General features: G+C 54.7%; 19 protein-coding genes and 1 tRNA gene. All 20 read right to left on the bottom strand.

The window, feature by feature from the left end:
- Positions 1–10 precede the first annotated feature (10 nt).
- The gene (locus tag HMPREF3170_RS00385; RefSeq protein WP_070477021.1) at positions 11–559 is read right to left on the bottom strand and encodes an adenine phosphoribosyltransferase; all 549 of its coding nucleotides are present in this window, start codon (positions 557–559) and stop codon (positions 11–13) included.
- 28 nt (positions 560–587) lie between these two features.
- Positions 588–1,946, bottom strand: a complete 1,359-nt coding sequence (locus HMPREF3170_RS00380; RefSeq protein ID WP_246814879.1) for an ABC transporter substrate-binding protein — start codon at positions 1,944–1,946, stop codon at positions 588–590.
- 242 nt (positions 1,947–2,188) lie between these two features.
- On the bottom strand, positions 2,189–3,361 hold the full coding sequence (gene secF, locus HMPREF3170_RS00375; protein WP_070477018.1) for a protein translocase subunit SecF: 1,173 nt from the start codon (positions 3,359–3,361) through the stop codon (positions 2,189–2,191).
- 2 nt (positions 3,362–3,363) lie between these two features.
- Positions 3,364–5,190 (bottom strand): protein translocase subunit SecD, encoded by a 1,827-nt coding sequence (gene secD / locus HMPREF3170_RS00370; protein ID WP_083290770.1) that lies wholly within the window; start codon positions 5,188–5,190, stop codon positions 3,364–3,366.
- 160 nt (positions 5,191–5,350) lie between these two features.
- Positions 5,351–5,659: a preprotein translocase subunit YajC gene (gene yajC / locus HMPREF3170_RS00365; RefSeq protein WP_070477017.1), complete on the bottom strand. Its 309-nt coding sequence runs from the start codon at positions 5,657–5,659 to the stop codon at positions 5,351–5,353.
- 24 nt (positions 5,660–5,683) lie between these two features.
- Entirely contained in the window at positions 5,684–6,763 is a 1,080-nt protein-coding gene (ruvB, locus tag HMPREF3170_RS00360) for a Holliday junction branch migration DNA helicase RuvB (RefSeq protein WP_070477188.1), read from the bottom strand.
- A 9-nt stretch (positions 6,764–6,772) separates the two neighbouring features.
- Positions 6,773–7,384: a Holliday junction branch migration protein RuvA gene (ruvA, locus tag HMPREF3170_RS00355; protein WP_070477015.1), complete on the bottom strand. Its 612-nt coding sequence runs from the start codon at positions 7,382–7,384 to the stop codon at positions 6,773–6,775.
- Between the two features lie 3 nt (positions 7,385–7,387).
- Positions 7,388–7,918: a crossover junction endodeoxyribonuclease RuvC gene (ruvC, locus tag HMPREF3170_RS00350; protein ID WP_070362374.1), complete on the bottom strand. Its 531-nt coding sequence runs from the start codon at positions 7,916–7,918 to the stop codon at positions 7,388–7,390.
- Between the two features lie 106 nt (positions 7,919–8,024).
- Positions 8,025–8,777 carry a YebC/PmpR family DNA-binding transcriptional regulator gene (locus HMPREF3170_RS00345; RefSeq protein ID WP_070362373.1) on the bottom strand — a complete coding sequence of 251 codons (753 nt, stop codon included), beginning with the start codon at positions 8,775–8,777 and terminating at the stop codon, positions 8,025–8,027.
- 103 nt (positions 8,778–8,880) lie between these two features.
- Positions 8,881–9,333 carry a hypothetical protein gene (locus HMPREF3170_RS00340; protein ID WP_070477014.1) on the bottom strand — a complete coding sequence of 151 codons (453 nt, stop codon included), beginning with the start codon at positions 9,331–9,333 and terminating at the stop codon, positions 8,881–8,883.
- The gene (locus HMPREF3170_RS00335; protein ID WP_070477012.1) at positions 9,330–10,427 is read right to left on the bottom strand and encodes a glycosyltransferase family 4 protein; all 1,098 of its coding nucleotides are present in this window, start codon (positions 10,425–10,427) and stop codon (positions 9,330–9,332) included. Before HMPREF3170_RS00335 ends, HMPREF3170_RS00340 begins: the two co-directional genes overlap by 4 nt.
- Positions 10,424–11,326, bottom strand: a complete 903-nt coding sequence (locus HMPREF3170_RS00330; protein ID WP_070477186.1) for a phosphatidylinositol mannoside acyltransferase — start codon at positions 11,324–11,326, stop codon at positions 10,424–10,426. Before HMPREF3170_RS00330 ends, HMPREF3170_RS00335 begins: the two co-directional genes overlap by 4 nt.
- Before the next feature lie 13 nt (positions 11,327–11,339).
- On the bottom strand, positions 11,340–11,993 hold the full coding sequence (pgsA, locus tag HMPREF3170_RS00325; RefSeq protein WP_070362369.1) for a phosphatidylinositol phosphate synthase: 654 nt from the start codon (positions 11,991–11,993) through the stop codon (positions 11,340–11,342).
- 4 nt (positions 11,994–11,997) lie between these two features.
- Positions 11,998–12,549: an ATP adenylyltransferase gene (locus HMPREF3170_RS00320; protein ID WP_070362368.1), complete on the bottom strand. Its 552-nt coding sequence runs from the start codon at positions 12,547–12,549 to the stop codon at positions 11,998–12,000.
- 20 nt (positions 12,550–12,569) lie between these two features.
- Positions 12,570–14,639 (bottom strand): threonine--tRNA ligase, encoded by a 2,070-nt coding sequence (thrS, locus tag HMPREF3170_RS00315; RefSeq protein WP_070362367.1) that lies wholly within the window; start codon positions 14,637–14,639, stop codon positions 12,570–12,572.
- Positions 14,640–14,767: 128 nt separating this feature from the next.
- On the bottom strand, positions 14,768–15,982 hold the full coding sequence (locus HMPREF3170_RS00310) for a Dyp-type peroxidase (protein ID WP_070477010.1): 1,215 nt from the start codon (positions 15,980–15,982) through the stop codon (positions 14,768–14,770).
- A 15-nt stretch (positions 15,983–15,997) separates the two neighbouring features.
- Positions 15,998–16,627 carry a copper chaperone PCu(A)C gene (locus tag HMPREF3170_RS00305; RefSeq protein ID WP_070477008.1) on the bottom strand — a complete coding sequence of 210 codons (630 nt, stop codon included), beginning with the start codon at positions 16,625–16,627 and terminating at the stop codon, positions 15,998–16,000.
- Between the two features lie 42 nt (positions 16,628–16,669).
- Entirely contained in the window at positions 16,670–17,242 is a 573-nt protein-coding gene (locus HMPREF3170_RS00300; RefSeq protein WP_070477006.1) for a copper resistance CopC family protein, read from the bottom strand.
- A gap of 132 nt (positions 17,243–17,374) precedes the next feature.
- Positions 17,375–17,446 (bottom strand) — tRNA-Val (locus tag HMPREF3170_RS00295).
- Between the two features lie 61 nt (positions 17,447–17,507).
- A partial coding sequence (locus tag HMPREF3170_RS11810; RefSeq protein ID WP_210385486.1) for a hypothetical protein occupies positions 17,508–17,687 on the bottom strand: 180 nt, incomplete at its 5' end.

Genomic DNA, 17,687 nt, shown 5'->3' with positions numbered 1-17,687 from the left:
CCAAACTCTCCTATTGGTCGAGCACTACCACGGGAACATCTCCTAAGCGGCTTCTACCGTCCAGTCCTTGTACCTCGAGCATTACTACGTATCCAACAACGCTACCACCTGCGCGTTGGATTAAATCGGTTGCTGCGGAAAGAGTTCCGCCAGTAGCAAGCACATCGTCAACGAGAACAACCTTCTTACCGTCCAGGTCAATTCCCGACGCCGGGATTTCCAAAGCTGCAGTGCTGTACTCGGTTTTGTATTCCTGTGTAATCACCGGCGGAGGGAGCTTCCCCTTCTTACGGATGGCGAGGATGCCTACGCCCATCTCGTATGCAACAGCTGAGCCCAGGAGAAAACCACGGGCATCCAGCCCGCCAACAAGGTCTGCTCCAAGATTCTCAGATACACGCGCCATTTCTTTGATAACAACCCGCAAGGCATGCGCATCTGCAAGCACCGGTGTGAGGTCTTCAAACAACACGCCCTTTTCGGGAAAATCTGGTACTTTACGGATCTTTTCTCGAAGCGCTTCCTTTGCGCTTTCAAACGTGTCCTTCGAATCGCCCATGGGTTTCTCCTTGGATAGCTTCATTTCTTTACTCATCAACGGACCATCGATCCATATTCCAGCCAATTCCCGACAAGCCTGTGTACATAACAACGTTTCCAACTCGCTGATCAATCGCGAACGAGCGAGGCTGTGCTGAAAGTGGCAGAATCGGAATCTCCCGCCAAAGCCAATTCTCTTGACGCCGCAATGCGTCGAGTTCCTGCACCCGATTGTTCGCAGCTGGGTACTCAACTTGAGAATCGATTGGCATCAAAAGCGCATCGATGGTGCCCTCTTTCTCTACGATCTGGCCTTGTTCGTCCATGGCATAGCCCGGCAACTCGGCCAACGTCGCTAGATTCTCCGACTGGTCGAGAACTTCAATACCCGCCGGTTCGCACTGTGCTCGGATCGTCTGAATCATTGCGGAGATCCGTGCCGACCGCATCGACGTCGAGATCCGTAGAACACTGCCACTTGCAGCACGTGCCTTTTCGACGTCATACTCAGTTGCCGTCTCACCGACACTTTCAATTTTCGACGCCAGCGGGTCACTATGCGCAACTACTTGCACTGGAGCAGCTGCAACCTCTAGGCCCGACATCTTCGAGGAAGTTTGTGCGACTTCAGACGGATTCACACAGTGAGCAAGCGCCCTGCGCCGTTCTGGTTCTGCCCAGGGGCCTGACTTGGCCATGACCAACGCGTCAGTCAGTTCCCCCACAACGCTGGTCACATCAACTGGTTCTCTCTCTGCGTTTACGTCGTACCAGTCTGGTGCTGGTTCTTCGAGGTTGCCGATTTTCAATCCGCCGGAGGCAACTAGTTCACCGGAATCTGCATTCCCCGGCCAGACCACGATCTTCTGCAGCGCTGGAGCATCACCGTAATAGGAATCATTAGCGACGAGGACTACTTCGCCTTCTTTACCAACACTCTCAATCTTGTACGGTCCGAAAGATACTTGAAGTTCAGGATCGTACTGCTTCAGGTCAAAACCGTGACGCCAAATATCTGCAATGCTTCGAAGGCTCATTGGGTCACGCACAGTAAGCACATCAACGAGCTCTTCCGCCGGCATTCCGACACGCGCTGCAACTGCGTGTGACGGCAAAACTGTTCCGGGTTCAAAAAGGTCGCGCCAACGGGCGCCACGGTTCTCCTTCATTGTGAGAGTGAAAGTTTTTGATCCGGGTTGACATGCCAATGTATCAGCGTCGTCGAAAAGAGGCATCCATGAACCGAAGAGCTCTGGTAGCTTCCCAGCTGTGAACGTCAACAGGTAGTCATTACACGTTACTGGGGTATTGTCGGAGAACACTGCAGCATCGGAGATGGTGTAAATCACCTGACGCCTGTCGCCGGGCAGCACTTGTGTCTCTACTAAGTCGGTATTAGGGATCATTTGCCCGTTGGGGCCCGGAACATAAACTCCGGGGTACAAACGACCAGATAGTTCTTGCGCCAACGTCGAGTGCCCCTCAGCGCTACCCGCGTTCACTGTGACCAGTGGTGCTTGTACCTGATAGCCAAACTCTTCGCTATTAGAGTTCGACGCTGGACCACCGTCGGAACACGCCGTTGCTAAAAACACGACAGAACATGCAGCAACGGCGCGTGAAAATACGCTACTCATACTTGGTTTACCTAGCGTGTCGACGGCCGCCAAGTGCTCATTGCCGGCGATTCGTCTCCATCGCTGCCTTCCACAGCACTACGAACCGGTGTATCAACGGTGCGCTTTGGCTTTACAGTGGCTTCATCGTCGTGGTCGACGATCTCACCGGCGCGGTATTTCTCTACTTCAACGTTGTGTTCCTTGTAAACGCGCTTGCGCTCCATAAGCGTTACCAGCAGCGGAGTCGCGAGGAATAGCGAGGAGAAGATACCTTCGATGACGCCGATCAGCTGGATCAAGGCGAGATCCCGGAGTGTACCCACACCGAGCATCCAAACTGCAACAATCATCAGCGCGACGATCGGGAGTGCAGAAATGACGGAAGTTGAAATCGAGCGCATGACCGTTTGATTCACTGCCAAGTTCGCTTCTTCAGCATAAGTCGAACGACGCGAGTCCAATACACCGCTAGTGTTCTCCTTCACCTTGTCGAAGACGATCACGGTGTCATAAATGGAGAACGTCAAAACGGTAAGCAGACCGATAATCATCGCTGGGGTAATTTCCAGCCCGAAGAGTGCATAGAACCCTACGATCAATATGCCGTCAATGATCAATGCACCCATCGCCGCGATGGCCATCTCTCGTTGCAGGCGGACAGCCACGTACACGGCTGCAGCGACGAGGAAGACCAGCATCGCCATCAACATCCGCTTCGTGATTGTGTCACCCCACGATTCGGAAACAGTCGAATCACCAATTGCGTCGGCAGACACTTCCCCTTCAGCATTCTTGGTGTGATGCTTCTCAAAGATCGCCTGCCGCGCTTGGTCGATTTGTTCCTGGCTCAGATGCTCAGCATTAATCTCAAGCGTCCGGGCATCACCAGCACCAATAATCTGAGTCAGTTCAGGAGTGACGCCGGTCGCGTCAATAAATGTTTCCTCGACTTCTTCGGCAACGAGATCATCGGCCGGCATCGAGAGTTTGGTACCGCCTTCGAAGTCGATACCAAGGTTGAATCCACGGACCAGCATCGCAAGCAGCGAGATAACTACCAGTGCCATGGTGATCCCGTACCAGAGCTTACGGCGACCGACGAAATCGATCGCCGCATCGCCCGTGTACAGACGCTCCCAACGGCCGGGCTCCTCGACAGTTGGTACGACGGAAGCAACGGTTTCAATTTGCGATGACGACATTGCTACTTCACCTCAATACTTTCCGACGCGGCTTCTGCAGCCACGCCTTGATGAGCTTCCTCGCTCACGTCCTTGTCATGCTGCGCTGCAGCAAACACTTTGGTCATACCGTTGACAGCTGGCTTCGACCAGAACCGGGACCGGGAAGCGAACACCATGAGCGGAGCAGTGACCAAGAACGTCACTAGCAGGTCAAATACGGTCGTAAGGCCCATCGTGAATGCGAAGCCCTTCACATCGCCAACCGCAAGGAAGTAAATAATGACCGCGCCGATCAGGGTCACCATGTTACCGGTAATAATTGTATCTTTCGCTCGATCCCAGCCGGAGGCAGATGCAGAGCGGAAAGTCTTGCCCTTACGAACTTCGTCCTTGATGCGTTCGTAGATGACAACGAAGGAGTCCGCAGTAGTACCAATACCAATGATCAAACCGGCGACGCCGGAGAGGTCCAGCGAGTAGCCGATCCAGCGCCCCAACAGAACTAGCGAGCCGTAAACGAGAAGACCCGCAAAGAAAAGCGTAGCCAGGGAAATAAGACCATAGAGCCGGTAGTAGAAGAACACGAAAATTGCGACCAAAATCAGACCGACAATGCCTGCATAGAAGCCAGCCTGCAAGGATGCCAGACCAAGTGACGGCGGCACTGTCATCGCTGTACCACCAGGTTCGCCATTCTCACCCGCGAAAGAAAGCGGCAACGCACCGTAACGCAGGTTGTTTGCGAGGCTCTCAGCTTCCTCCTGAGTGAAGTTGCCTGTAATAGAGGTTGCGGAACCGACTGGGGTTGCGCCCTGAATGACAGGTGCGGAGATAATTTGTGAGTCCAGTGTGATCGCGATCTGCTGCCCGATCATCTCACTCGTCAGCTGCGCCCAGGTAGACGAGCCATTAAACTCGCCTGCCTGGCTGAAAGCGAAGTTGATCTCCATCTGGCTCGACTGCGGGTTGAATCCACCAGTGATCGAGCGACCAGTGTCGATCTGTTCACCGGTGAGACGCGGGCCGTCCGTATCAGTAACACCTGCGAGCAATGGCACCTCGCCGAGGAGCAGTACCTGGCCAGATGAAGGGTCACAGGCTACAAGTGGTGCTGCTTCGTCATCGGTCCCGGCCAATGGATCAGTAGGTTGCACGGCACACAACGCGCTCAGCATCGACATAGCAACGAATTGCTGGGTAGGGTCTTCAGACTGACGAGTTGCCTTGAGCATCTCAGCCTGGTCAGCCCTGCGCTCCGAGGACTCCACAGGACCATTCGGCTCAGGCAACGGTTTCGCATCAATAGCAGGAATCTCAACGGTTTGCCCCTGTTCGGCAACCTGCTTCTTCACCTGATCGCCAATCGCCTTGGCTTGATCCGCGGTCAAAACCCCATACCGGATCCAATCGTTCGCGGTCTTTGCGAAGACCTCACCAATCGAATCTGCGGAAGGTGCAGGCGGTTGCATTACCGGACGGAACAGCAGCTGCGAAGTCTGCCCAATATTACGTACTTCCGATGTGTCGTCGCCCGCGGCAGTGATCACTAGGGTATTGCCGTCAACGACGACAGTCGCGCCGGAAACACCCATGCCGTTCACACGCTTCTCAAGAATGTTTCGCGCTTCGTCGAGCTGTTCGCGAGTTGGCTCGTCTCCCTGCGGAACGAGGGTCACGCGAGTACCGCCCTGCAGGTCGATACCAAGCTTCGGGGTTGCGGACTTATCGCCCGTGAAAAATACTAATGAGTACACGCCAATGACGATGAGCGCAAAAAGCGCCAGCGCGCGCGCAGGCCACTTCCGCTTTGATCTCAACTCGCCGGAACGCTGAGTGTTCTTGGACACCGAGCTAACTCCTCTATTTCTACGTTATTTCACTGCCACACCCCGCTTTGCCCGAAACTTTGGGTAAAGCGGGGTGTGGTGCACATCGATTTATCGTACGTCATCAACTGTCATATCGGTAAAGACAGCTAGACAGCATTTGCCGTAACGCTGAGATGGACTATTCCGGACGTTGTTCCGAATCGTCTGCTGTAGGTTCCTGAACCGCGGACTCGACTGCCTCTCGCTTCATAATTCCGGCGGTCTCCATCTTGACGACAACACCAGGGGCAATTTCAATTCGAAGCGTAGCGTTATCTGCGTCAACAACGTCTCCATGAAGGCCAGAAACCGTCACAACATGGTCACCGGGCTGAATGGAGGACTGCATCTCCTGTACCTGTTGCTGACGCTTCTTCTGGCTTCGCATCATCAAGATTGACGGAAGCATGAACACCAATAGGACGAGCAAAATAAGGATGATTTCCATAGCTCTATATTGACATACTCCCAATTATGTTGAAACGAGTGCCTGTCCTGGAGCATCCGGTGGCGGATCAATTCCAAGGTGCTGCCAGGCAGCCGCCGTAGCAACGCGGCCACGACCAGTTCGTGCCATCAATCCTGCTCGCACCAGGTAAGGCTCGCATACTTCTTCGACTGTAGACGGTTCCTCCCCTACAGCAATTGCCAGTGTATTGACGCCAACAGGTCCCCCACCGTGGCCACGAATGAGCGAATTCAGGACCGCTCTGTCGAGCCGATCAAGCCCGAGGTCGTCAACGTCAAACACCTCCAGCGCAGCACGCGCCGCTTGAATATCGATTCGTCCGCTGCCATGCACATCTGCCCAATCACGAACACGTCGCAGCAATCTATTCGCAATACGCGGAGTTCCCCGTGAACGTGAAGCGATTTCGACTGCTGCCTCCTTGTCGATCTCAACTTGCAAGATCTTCGCAGCACGTTCGACCACGTGCCTCAAGTCAGTAACCTCGTAAAACTCCATCTGTGCCGTAAAACCGAAACGATCCCGCAACGGACCAGTGAGCATACCAGCGCGAGTCGTTGCACCGACCAGGGTGAACGGTGGAATCTCAAGTGGAATTGACGTCGCCCCGGGCCCCTTTCCAACAATGACGTCAATACGGAAGTCCTCCATTGCCATATACAGCATTTCCTCCGCAGGCCGTGCAATACGGTGAATCTCATCGATAAAGAGGACATCGCCTTCCATAAGATTCGAAAGCATCGCAGCGAGGTCACCAGCACGTTCAAGCGCTGGACCAGAGGTCATCCGCAAGGAAGTTCCGAGTTCCTGCGCGATGATCATCGCCATCGTTGTCTTTCCTAGCCCTGGCGGACCGGAAAGCAAGATGTGGTCCGGTGTGACGCTTCGTTGACTTGCACCCGCGAGTACAAGACTGAGCTGCTCACGCACTTTCGGCTGTCCGATGAACTCATCAAGCGACTTCGGACGAAGAGACCTCTCAATATCGTGTTCATCACTATGCGCATTGACACTGACGGGAGCCCCATCGGGACGTGAAAGATCATCCGGCAACTGGAATACGGTTTTTTCAACATCTGACATGAACCCCACCTACTTTTTCGATAGCGTCTTCAGCGCTTCGCGCAACAGATTCGATGGATCAGTATCCGGTTGTTCCGCAACGAGAGGTTCGACGACAGTCCGTGCACTACGCTCGGTGAATCCAAGCCCAACCAGTGCTTCTACAATCTGCTCACTGATGCCTGAGTCTGAAGCAGCCGGAGCCGTTGCTCCGTGGCTCGCTTCGCTGCCCGTTTCAAACAAGCCGACAACCTTATCTTTCAGCTCCAACACGATTCGTTCTGCCATCTTCTTACCGACGCCAGGAATTGTTTGAATCTTCTTCGCATCACCGCTGGAAATCAATTCGGCCAGTTCCCCAGGCCCAAAGACTGCCAGTGCTGCCATCGCCAGCTTTGGCCCTAGCCCACTCACGGTTTGAAGCTTGTGAAACATAGACCGCGAGTCCTCATCCGCGAACCCATACAAGGTCATACCGTCATCGCGGACCACCAGACTGGTGACTACATCCGCATGCTCACCACGAGTTAGGCGACTGAGCGTTGGTGGCGTCGCTAAAAAGCGATACCCAACGCCCCCGCAGCCAATAACAGCATGATCGAGGCCAATCGAAAGGACGTCACCGTGGAGGGAATCAATCATGAACTAGTTCTTTCTCAGTTTTTCAATAGCGGAAGCTCGGGCAAGCAACGGGGCTCGCCAGCAATGGCAAACAGCGATGGCCAACGCGTCTGCAGCATCTGCTGGCTTTGGTGGCTCGCTCAGACCAAGAATACGTGTAATCATCGTAGTCATCTGTTTCTTATCAGCACGCCCATTACCAGAAACCGACTTTTTTACCTCTGAGGGCGTATACATGTGCACTGGTATATCGCGCTCTGCAGCGGCGAGGACCATTACCCCGACGGCGTGGGCAGTATGCATCACGGTGGAAACGTTACTGCGTTCGAAAATTCGCTCCATCGCAACCACGTCGGGCTTATACTCATCCATCCAGTCGCTTACCGACTTCGAGATCCGCAATAAACGCTCCGATAGTTCCACATCGGAAGGAGTGCGCGCTACACCGACGGCAATCGGTATGACCTGACGCCCTCTCCCCGCTTGAACTACCGAAAGGCCGCATCGGGTCAAACCAGGATCTATGCCCATTACCCTCAGACCTTGGAGGTTCACCGCGCTTCCTTCCGCCGAATATTGTACTGGCACATATGTTCTACCATAGTCTGAAAAAGAACCACCACTCGCCGCAACGAATGGTGGTTGAAAAACAGACTACGCCTTACAAGTCGAGCTCGGCTGCGATCTCGTCAGGAATAGACATGTTCGAGTACACATTCTGTACATCATCAGAGTCTTCGAGGGCATCAATCAGCTTCAGATTCTTTTCAGCAGCAGATGCATCCAGTTCAACTTCCACGTCAGCACGGAAGTCCTGCTCAGAGCCCTCAACCTCGATACCGGCCTCCACTAACGCCTCGCGGACTGCGGCAAGGTCGGTCGGCTGACAGGTAACTTCAAACTCTTCGCCAAGATCGTTAACTTCTTCTGCACCAGCGTCAAGTACCGCCATCAACACATCGTCCTCGGTGAGCTCCCCTTTCGCCACCGTGACGACACCGACGCGATTGAACATGTAGCCCACAGAGCCGGTTTCACCAAGATTACCGCCGTTCCTGGTCATTGCCGTACGAACCTCAGTCGCTGCTCGATTACGGTTATCCGTCAGGCACTCGATCAACAGAGCGACACCGTTCGGGCCGTACCCCTCGTACATCACCGACTCCCAGTCAGAGCCGCCGGCTTCCTCGCCCGATCCACGCTTACGCGCACGTTCGATGTTGTCGTTCGGGACCGACGCCTTCTTCGCCTTCTTGATCATGTCATCAAGCGTCGGGTTGCCTGCTGGATCGCCGCCACCAGTGCGAGCTGCAACCTCGATATCTTTGATCAGTTTCGCCCAGAGCTTGGAACGCTTTGCGTCGTTCGCGGCCTTCTTATGTTTAGTAGTAGCCCACTTTGAGTGGCCAGACATCCGGTATCCCTTCGCTTAAAACGGTTGACTATTGGTAATTGAACGTCAACCTACTATACGCCCGAACAGGTTGAGCTGCAGAACCGCGAGCAAGGTTCAGCCGCTAAAGGGAAAGCGAAGCGAAGGCTGGCAGGGCTGCGGTCCCACCCAATCGAAGAAGCCTTACGGCGGGCCGTAGCCGTAGCGAACGAACATCGCTGACAGCGTCGTTATAAAACCGCAGTGCAATTGCCACACGTGTATCTGCAGCGTCAATATCAGCGGGAAGCATCGACCCTTGTCTCTCGATGTGTTTCCGCATTTCTTGTTCGGACTGAAGTCGTTCCTCTACGTCAACTGGAGTCAAACGCAATGATTCGATGATCCGGCACTCCTCGCGCATTTCCGGATACAGTGCGGCAATGACAGCACAGCGTTGGTCGAGCGCAGCTTGAAGTGCGTCGCGTGAACGGTCGAGACGGATATGGAGGCGGTGTAGCCGTTGCGCAGTGAAATATGCCCAGGCAAACAGCAGCGTGATTACCGCTGCGAACACCACTAGGGCGATAGTTGTCATGCGAGTGTCACCTTCTCACCAACACTTACTGCTTCGTATACAGCCATAATCTGAGCAGTCACTGTCGACCAGTCATACTGCGCGGCTCGCAGTTGCCCTCTTCTGCCCATCTCCAGGCGCAAAGCAGCGTCGTCAATCAAAGCCTGTAACGCCTTTGTCAACTCGGCAACATCACCTACAGGAAAAAGAATCCCGGCAGGGTCAGGTGATTCTGCATCACATACCAGCGAAAAGGCCTCTAGATCACTGGCCACAACAGCGCAGCCCGCAGCCATCGCTTCCACGAGAATGATGCCAAACGATTCGCCCCCAGTGTTCGGAGCGACAAATATATCCGACGCCCCCAGCAATCTCGCCTTTTCCTCCTCGCTTACGCGACCGACGAAGTTCACTCCTGGAATCTGCCGAGGCTCCCCGCTTCCGATCACCGTGAGTTCGACTCGTCCTTCAAGGTGATCGAACGCTTCGAGAAGCAGCGTTAGCCCCTTTCTTGGCTCGTCGATACGCCCCAAGAATGCGATTCGAACAGGCCTGACGGAGCTCAACGGCGCTAGCTTCCGGGCGGCTACGAACTTCCGAGTGTCCACTCCGTTCGGGATAACGATTGGATCGGCCCCGATCTGTTCAACCTGCCACCTCCGAGCAAGCTCGCTTACTGCGATACCCCCGCGGATCTTTTCTAAATATTTCCGCAAGAACGGCAGTGCAAGCTGCAAAATGCGAGACCCAGTTGTAGACGTGTGGTATGTAGCGACGATCGGCCCCGAAGCCAACATAAGCGCTGCGAGCGAATAGCTAGGAGAATTGGGCTCATGGATGTGCAATACATCAAAGTCGCCATCACACAGGAATTCGCGAGTAGTCGTAAAAACTTTAGGGCCGAACGACAGGCGCGCGACAGAGCCGTTATACGGAATAGGTAACGAACGCCCGCCTTTCTTTACAAACTCGGGAAGAGGCGTGTCATCACGCGCAGGCCCGAGCACTTTCACTTCATGCCCTTGACGCAAAAGTGATTCAGCTAAGTCAAGGATGTGCGCTTGAACCCCGCCTGGTTCGTCGAAAGAATACGGGCACACGATACCAATTTTCATCCCTTCGCTACCTTTTTCTTCCGGTCTGCGATCCAAAACGGCTGAAGCACATGCCAGTCTTGTGGGTGCTTTTTGATTCCGCGCTCAAACCAGCCCGCAAGCTTTTCCACTTTACCTTCTACGGAATCTGCAACAATCGGCGGCGATACGCTAGTCACCCACCCATCCATGCTGCCTGAACGCTCAAAGGCATTGTGCACTGCGAGCAGTGTCGCACCGGTTTTCTCCGCTAATACTGCCGGACCGGCGGGCATTGTCGTCTGCTCTCCAAAAAATGCTACCGGCACCCCGTGCCCACCGAGATCACGATCTGCCAACAAGCAGACAATCCCCTGTTTGTACAGAGCTTCCTCGAGGAGCTGCATTGGAGGTCTCGACGCACCACGCGAAGGAATCACCTGGATTCCTAACCCACGTCGAAATTCCAAAAACGCATCGTAGAGCTCTTCGGGCTCTACCCGCTCCGCGACCGTCGAAAAGCTCCCGTATCGGTGAGCAAGCCATGCGCCCGCAAGATCCCAGTTCCCCGAGTGTGGTAATGCGAGTACTACACCCTTGCCTTGTTGAATCGCATACTCCAGATGCTCAATTCCTTGTATCGATGCAGAGAATTGCTTGTGAAACCGTTCGTTCGAGATTACTTTCTGCAGGCAAAAGACCTCGAGCCAATACCGCATGTATGACCGCATCGAGTTCTTCACAAGCGAACGCGTGACGTTCTCAGGTCCAACCACACGCGAGAGATTCTTACGAAGTTGCTCCGGTAACCTCCCATTGCGAGAGTAAATGTCGGCGACGAACATCATCAGACGGTAGGCGATACTGTAGGGCAGCATTGATAGCAGCTTCCACCCCATCCAGTAGCTGCGATATACGCACTCATCTTTGAACGTGTGCATGCGTGCTTCGGTCCTAGCGCGACCCAAACGTTTTAGCTCCTGCTGGCGCGGCAATCTGCCGCTTGGATGCAGGATCCTTCGCTGCAATAACGAGTCGCTGCGCAACCGTATATATCGAGCCGAAAAACAGCAGCCAAAGCCCGCATTCAATGGCGTACGGCACGCCGAAGCCTTCCAACCCCAGCGCGACAAGCGCGATGAGAAGACGCTCAGGTCGCTCAACCAGCCCTCCAACAATCTTGATCCCCCCGGCCTCCGCGCGCGCCTTTACGTAACTAATCACCTGGGAGAGTACTAGTACCGCAAGGCAAACTGCGACATGCGCCGGAGAAGCTTGATCTACGTACACCAGCCAGAACACGATGGCACCGAAGAGCGCTCCGTCAGTAATCCTGTCACAACTTGCGTCAAGCGTAGCTCCGAAAGCAGTCCCTCCCCCGCGGAGACGGGCCATCGTGCCATCCACCATGTCAAAAGCCGCGAAAAGGCCACTCAGAATAGCTGCCAAAACAAGATGGTCAGTTGGAATGAGCACGACGGCTACCAACACAGTGAGCGCTGTTCCACCAAGCGTTGTCCAATTCGGTGTTAGACCAGCTTTAAGCAATGCAGTGGCGACCGGTTCTACGACAACAGCAGCAGGCTTTCGTCCATGAACACTGAGCATCTGCCTACTCCCCTCCAGTCTGTTGAGCCGCCACTTCTTTCCAGCTCTCTGCTAATAGTTGGCGCGTTTCACGCAGCAGCTGCGGAAGCACCTTGGTGCCAGTGATGACTGTCATAAAATTTGAGTCCCCTGCCCACCTCGGGACCACATGCACGTGTAGGTGATCTCCGATAGAGCCTCCGGAGGCCCTGCCTAAATTCATGCCAACGTTTATCGCTTCGGGGTCTGATACCGCCTTGAGAGTTTTCACTGCGAGCGTTACGAACCTCATAAGCTCGGCTGATTCCCCCGCAGTCAGGGCTTCAATCTCCGCCACCTTACGGTACGGCACGACCAAAATATGCCCAGCGTTATACGGATAAAGGTTCAGCACCGCGTAGACGGTCTCCCCTCGAGCCACGATGAGCCCCTCTTCATCGCTCATCGAAGGAATCTGCACGAAAGGATCACTTGACCCCTTCTCATCGCGTGGCGTTGACGCGATGTACTTCGAACGGTACGGCGCCCAAAGACGCTGAAGTCTGTCTGGAGTACCAACTCCAATGTCCTCATACATTTCTGAGCGCCTCTCTACTTCTACTGGTCAGCCTGGCGCTGTTCAACCAGCTCTTTCGTTGGTTGTTCGTTGAACTTTTCGTCCACCCAGTTGGTGATAAGTTCGACAGCCTCGTCGACGCCGACTCCATTAATTTGGGTGCCGTCGAGGAAGCGGAAGCTTACAGCGTTTGCCTCTACATCACGCGCGCCAGCGAGCAGCATGAACGGAACCTTGTGAGTGGTGTGCGTCCGAATCTTCTTCTGCATCCTGTCATCGGAATGGTCGACCTCAGCTCGGATGCCGCGCGCCCGCAGCTGCTGGATGATGCCGTCAAGGTGTCCAGCGAAATCGTCAGCAACGGGGATACCTACAACCTGGTGCGGTGCCAGCCAAGCCGGGAATGCACCGGCGTAGTGCTCAAGCAGCACGCCGAAGAATCGCTCAATTGATCCAAAGAGTGCACGGTGAATCATGACTGGTCGCTTCTTGCTTCCGTCTGAGGATGTGTACTCAAGATCGAAACGCTCAGGCAGGTTGAAGTCGAGCTGAACCGTGGACATCTGCCAGGTACGACCGATGGCGTCGCGAGCCTGTACGGAAATCTTTGGACCGTAGAACGCTGCACCTGCTGGGTCCGGAACAAGCTCGAGCCCAGACTTGGTAGCAACTGATTCTAGGATGCTCGTTGAACGCTCCCAGATATCATCATCACCGATGTACTTCTCGGGATCCTTGGTGGACAACTCCAGGTAGAAATCATCAAGCCCATAGTCTCTGAGCAGAGAAATAATGAACTCCAACACACTCGTCAGCTCGTCTTCAAGCTGTTCCTCGGTGCAGTAGATATGGGCATCGTCCTGAGTAAAACCGCGTGCACGAGTCAGGCCATGCACCACGCCGGACTTCTCGTAGCGGTACACGGTACCAAACTCGAATAGTCGCAGCGGCAATTCACGGTACGAGCGTCCACGTGAATCGAAGATGAGGTTGTGCATAGGGCAGTTCATAGGCTTGACGTAGTAATCGACTGCCTGTTTGGTCACATTGCCTTCGTCGTCGGTCTCGCCGTCGAGCTGCATCGGTGGGTACATGCCGTCGGCGTACCAGTCCAGGTGGCCAGATTTTTCGAAAAGCTCACCCTTCGTCAAGTGTGGGGTGTTGACGAATGAATAGCCTGCCTCGAGGTGACGCTGGCGGGAGTGTTCCTCCATCACCATCCGGATAATTCCTCCATCCGGGTGGAATACTGGCAAACCAGACCCAACTTCCTCCGGGAAGGAGAAAAGATCGAGCTCATTGCCAAGACGACGGTGGTCACGCTTCTCTGCTTCTGCAAGCATCAACATGTGCTCATCGAGCTTTTCTTTCGACTCCCAGGCGGTGCCGTAAATACGCTGCAACCCGGCGTTATTCTGGTTGCCACGCCAGTACGCAGCTGACGAACGTGTCAGTGCGAACGCCGGAATGTACTTAGTAGTTGGCACGTGAGGCCCGCGGCACAGATCGCGCCACTCGACTTCATTCGTCCGTGGATTCACATTGTCGTAGTGGGTGAGCTCTCCGTGACCGACTTCAGTAGCTTCGTCCGAGTCAGGGTCCACGTTTCCCTTGTCCTGCACGAGTTCAAGCTTGTACGGCTCATCAGCTAGGTCCTCTGCTGCCGCTTCAGCCGACGGATAGACTCCACGAACAAACTTCTGGCCCTGCTTGATGATCTTCTTCATGCGGCGCTCGAGCAGCTTCAAGTCTTCTGGTGTGAACGGTTCAGCCGCGTCGAAGTCGTAGTAGAAGCCACCCTCAATGGCTGGCCCAATTCCTAACTTCGTCCCCGGAAACTCAATCTGCACTGCTTGCGCCAACACGTGAGCACACGAGTGGCGAATCACGGACCGACCCAGCTCAGTGTTCGCGGTGACTGGAGTTACTGTGGTGTCTACATCCGGCGTAAATGACAGGTCCTTCAACGACCCGTCTTCAGACTGCACGCAGACAACCGCCTCCGGGCCCTTATTCGGCAGCGACAATTCGCGCATCGCAACCCCGGCAGGAGTGTTCGCCGGGACCGTGAAAGCCTGGGCTGCAAGGTGGGTTTGGTCGTTATTCGTCATGTTCGTGCGCTCCTTTGCGCTTCAATGAGGTACGTCATACCTGGACGCACCCAGCTGGATTCGTACAAGCTCGCCGGAACCTTTAAATATTGAGGTCGGCAAACATGGCAAAAATCATACCGCGTTCACTACGCGAGTAGTGACTCGGCCCAGAAACTCGGAGCACCATCTTGCGCCTGCGTGCCCGGTGGTATCCAGTACACCGCCGAACCAATGTGCGTGATCCATTCATTCAGTCGGTCAGCCTCATCGAGCCTTTTGAGGACCGGAGTGAATTGCGTATCTGGGTTTTCCTGAAATGCAATGAACACTAAGCCAGCGTTGGACAGCTGTTCCTGCCCAGGCTCAGGCGGCAAATTGTAGTTATAAGGGCGCCGTTTAAATTTCTGCTCTGGGTGCCCTTCAGGCGCCATTGACCTGGCAACGTGCGAGTTTCTATCGACCTTTGGCAGGCCATATTCGTCCCGCGCTTCCAGATCTACGGGAGTGAACTCTTCGCCGCCCGAAAGGGGTGCTCCGTTGTCTAGCCTGCGCCCGACGGCCTCTTCACGGGATGTCCGGTCGAGCATTTCCCAGGTGTCAAGGTTCATCGCTATTCGACGAACCACCATCGACGTTCCACCTTCAAACTCTGCAGCGCCTTTTGCCCACACCTGGGCGTCGTATTCCTCATCAGTGTGAGGGTTTACCGTGCCATCAATCTGTCCAAAGAGATTCCGTGGCGTGGTTCCTTCGCGGTGTACAGCAGGGTTATTCATGAACCCTTGCTGCACCCACGCGGTAGCTACATAATCGACGCCAGCTCGCACCATATGACGCATCGCCCATGCGCACATCAGTGGGTCATCTGAGCAAATCTGCAACACCACGTCAGTCTGGCCCCAGTTCCGTGAAAGCTCGTCTCGCGAGAGCGCCGGAATGTCGTGGAGCCACGACGGTTTGCTCTCAGGCGCGGCGATATCAAAAAACTTCTCTCCCAACCCCACGGTAATGGTGAGGTTTGCGGGGTGTTCCGTCATCTCTGGTTCCAGGCTTGCCAACGGGTTTTCGCCGGCTGTCAACGCACGGGCATCCTCAGTCCACAGTCGCATCAATCGAACAATCGCAGGCTTATCGACGCCATCTTTAAAATTGAAACCAATCAGATTTAGTGAGGACTGTTGAGGCGTCGAAATGCCTGCCTGGTGTATGCCGTCAAACGGAACCGTTGCTGTGGCAAGGTCTATCGCAGGCTCTTGCTGAGCATTCACCACAGCGTCGCGGCTTTCCGCGCAAGCTGTGGCTGCCCCGGCGGCAGCAACACTCAGAGTCCCGGCGAGAAAATGACGACGGTTGACAGGCATTCGACTTTCCTTCAATTAGTGGTTGTGGCCTTCACCCATGGACCCATGTTGGTGCCCCTGGAGCTCCCCGTGCTCACCATAGTCTTCGTCACCCGGAAGCATAGAGCGAACGGCTACGTCTGGAATCTGCTCCTCGGTTCCGTCGGCGAACTCAAGCGTTACATCGACCACGTCGCCTGCCGGAATTGCAGGGTCGAAGCCCATGATCATGAAGTGGTCACCGCCAGGCTTGAGCTCATATGTCCCACCGGCGGGGATCTCGATGCCACCTTCTTTCTCGCGCATGACTCCATCTACCACCTCGTGGATCTCGTAGGTGGCGTCGCCAAGTGACGTAGTGAAGCCAACGATGTGAATGTCCTTGTCAGAGGTGTTGTGCAGCGTACCGAAGAACCCGGTCATGGACTTTCCGCCTTCCGCACCGGCTTCTGCTTTCGCACGAATAGCCGCGGACTCAACGCGGATATCACCTTCGCCCTGAAGCTTGTCATTGTCTGGAGCAGCAGTCGTAGTGGACTCCACGGTTGTTGTCTCTGCAGCGGTTGGCTCAGATGTCGACGGGTTTTCCTGCGATGGCGAGCAAGCCGTCAGGGCAAAAGCGGCGACACCAAGTGCCGAAATAGCTGCAGTGCAAATGTTTTTCATATTTCTCCTTAATCGTTGCTAAAAACTTGTGTATGTACTGGCTCAATCTTTGCTCAAGGAGCCGCGACGCAGTAAAAGTGCCGTTACAGCACCGAAAAGAAGCAAGATTAGTCCGCCGACAAAAATCCAGCTAAAGGAACTGGATGAAGAACCGCTCACTTCTGCGGTTGGCACGGAATCTTCCATAGTTTCATCGACAACTTGTGAACCTTCCGGCGCATATGTAAACGTTGTCATCCCTTTAGTGGCGTGCCCATCTGAAGAGACAATCTGAAATCCGATCCGGTACTCTCCTGGCACTTTGTCACCAGATTCGCGAACTTTCTCTGGAAGTTCAAGGGACACAAATCGTCCGTCGAGCACTGGCTCTCCAGTAAAGAGGATCTCGTTGTCCGATACCCGCGACAGCGCGAACGTGTTGAAGCCTTCCTGGGGTTGACCCGAGAACTCCAACGACAGCTCTTTCGGAAACTCGGCTACCACGGACCCGTTTGATGGATCTCCCCCAATAACGGCATCATGTGCCTCCGCTGATCCGGCCGACGCAGAAGCTACACATACGGCACTCAATATAGCCCATGCCGTTCGCTGTACCCTTTGTCCTGCTTTGGGCATACGGACCCCTCCTACAAAATGAACTGACTTTAAACCAGTACAACATTAGTCGTAACGAATGGCGGATTAGTTCCCCAGCATGCCCAGTGCCGGACCATAGAAAGCGAAAATGCCCGCAAGGCGGGCATTCAGTGGTCCTAGCTGGGATCGAACCAGCGACCTTTCCGGTGTGAACGGAACGCTCTTCCACTGAGCCATAGGACCGAACGCGAACTACTTTACACCCCCTCCACTCCTTCAACGAATCCGCAGTACAGCAACACTTTCACCGAGTAACAGCAATTTCCCTGCCAACCCAGCGCCTCACCATCGTACGCACCCGCCAAGACCGGCCCTGTGCTGGCGATTTGGAAAACTTAGAGCCAACAGATAATGTTTGTTCACGCACAACGGAGGTTCCGCTTCCGGAGAGCATGCGGATGTAGCGCAGTTGGTAGCGCATCAC

This window comes from Corynebacterium sp. HMSC08D02, assembly GCF_001807505.1.
Taxonomy (GTDB): Bacteria; Actinomycetota; Actinomycetes; order Mycobacteriales; family Mycobacteriaceae; genus Corynebacterium; species Corynebacterium pseudogenitalium.
This window is presented reverse-complemented; position numbering and strand designations above follow the sequence as displayed.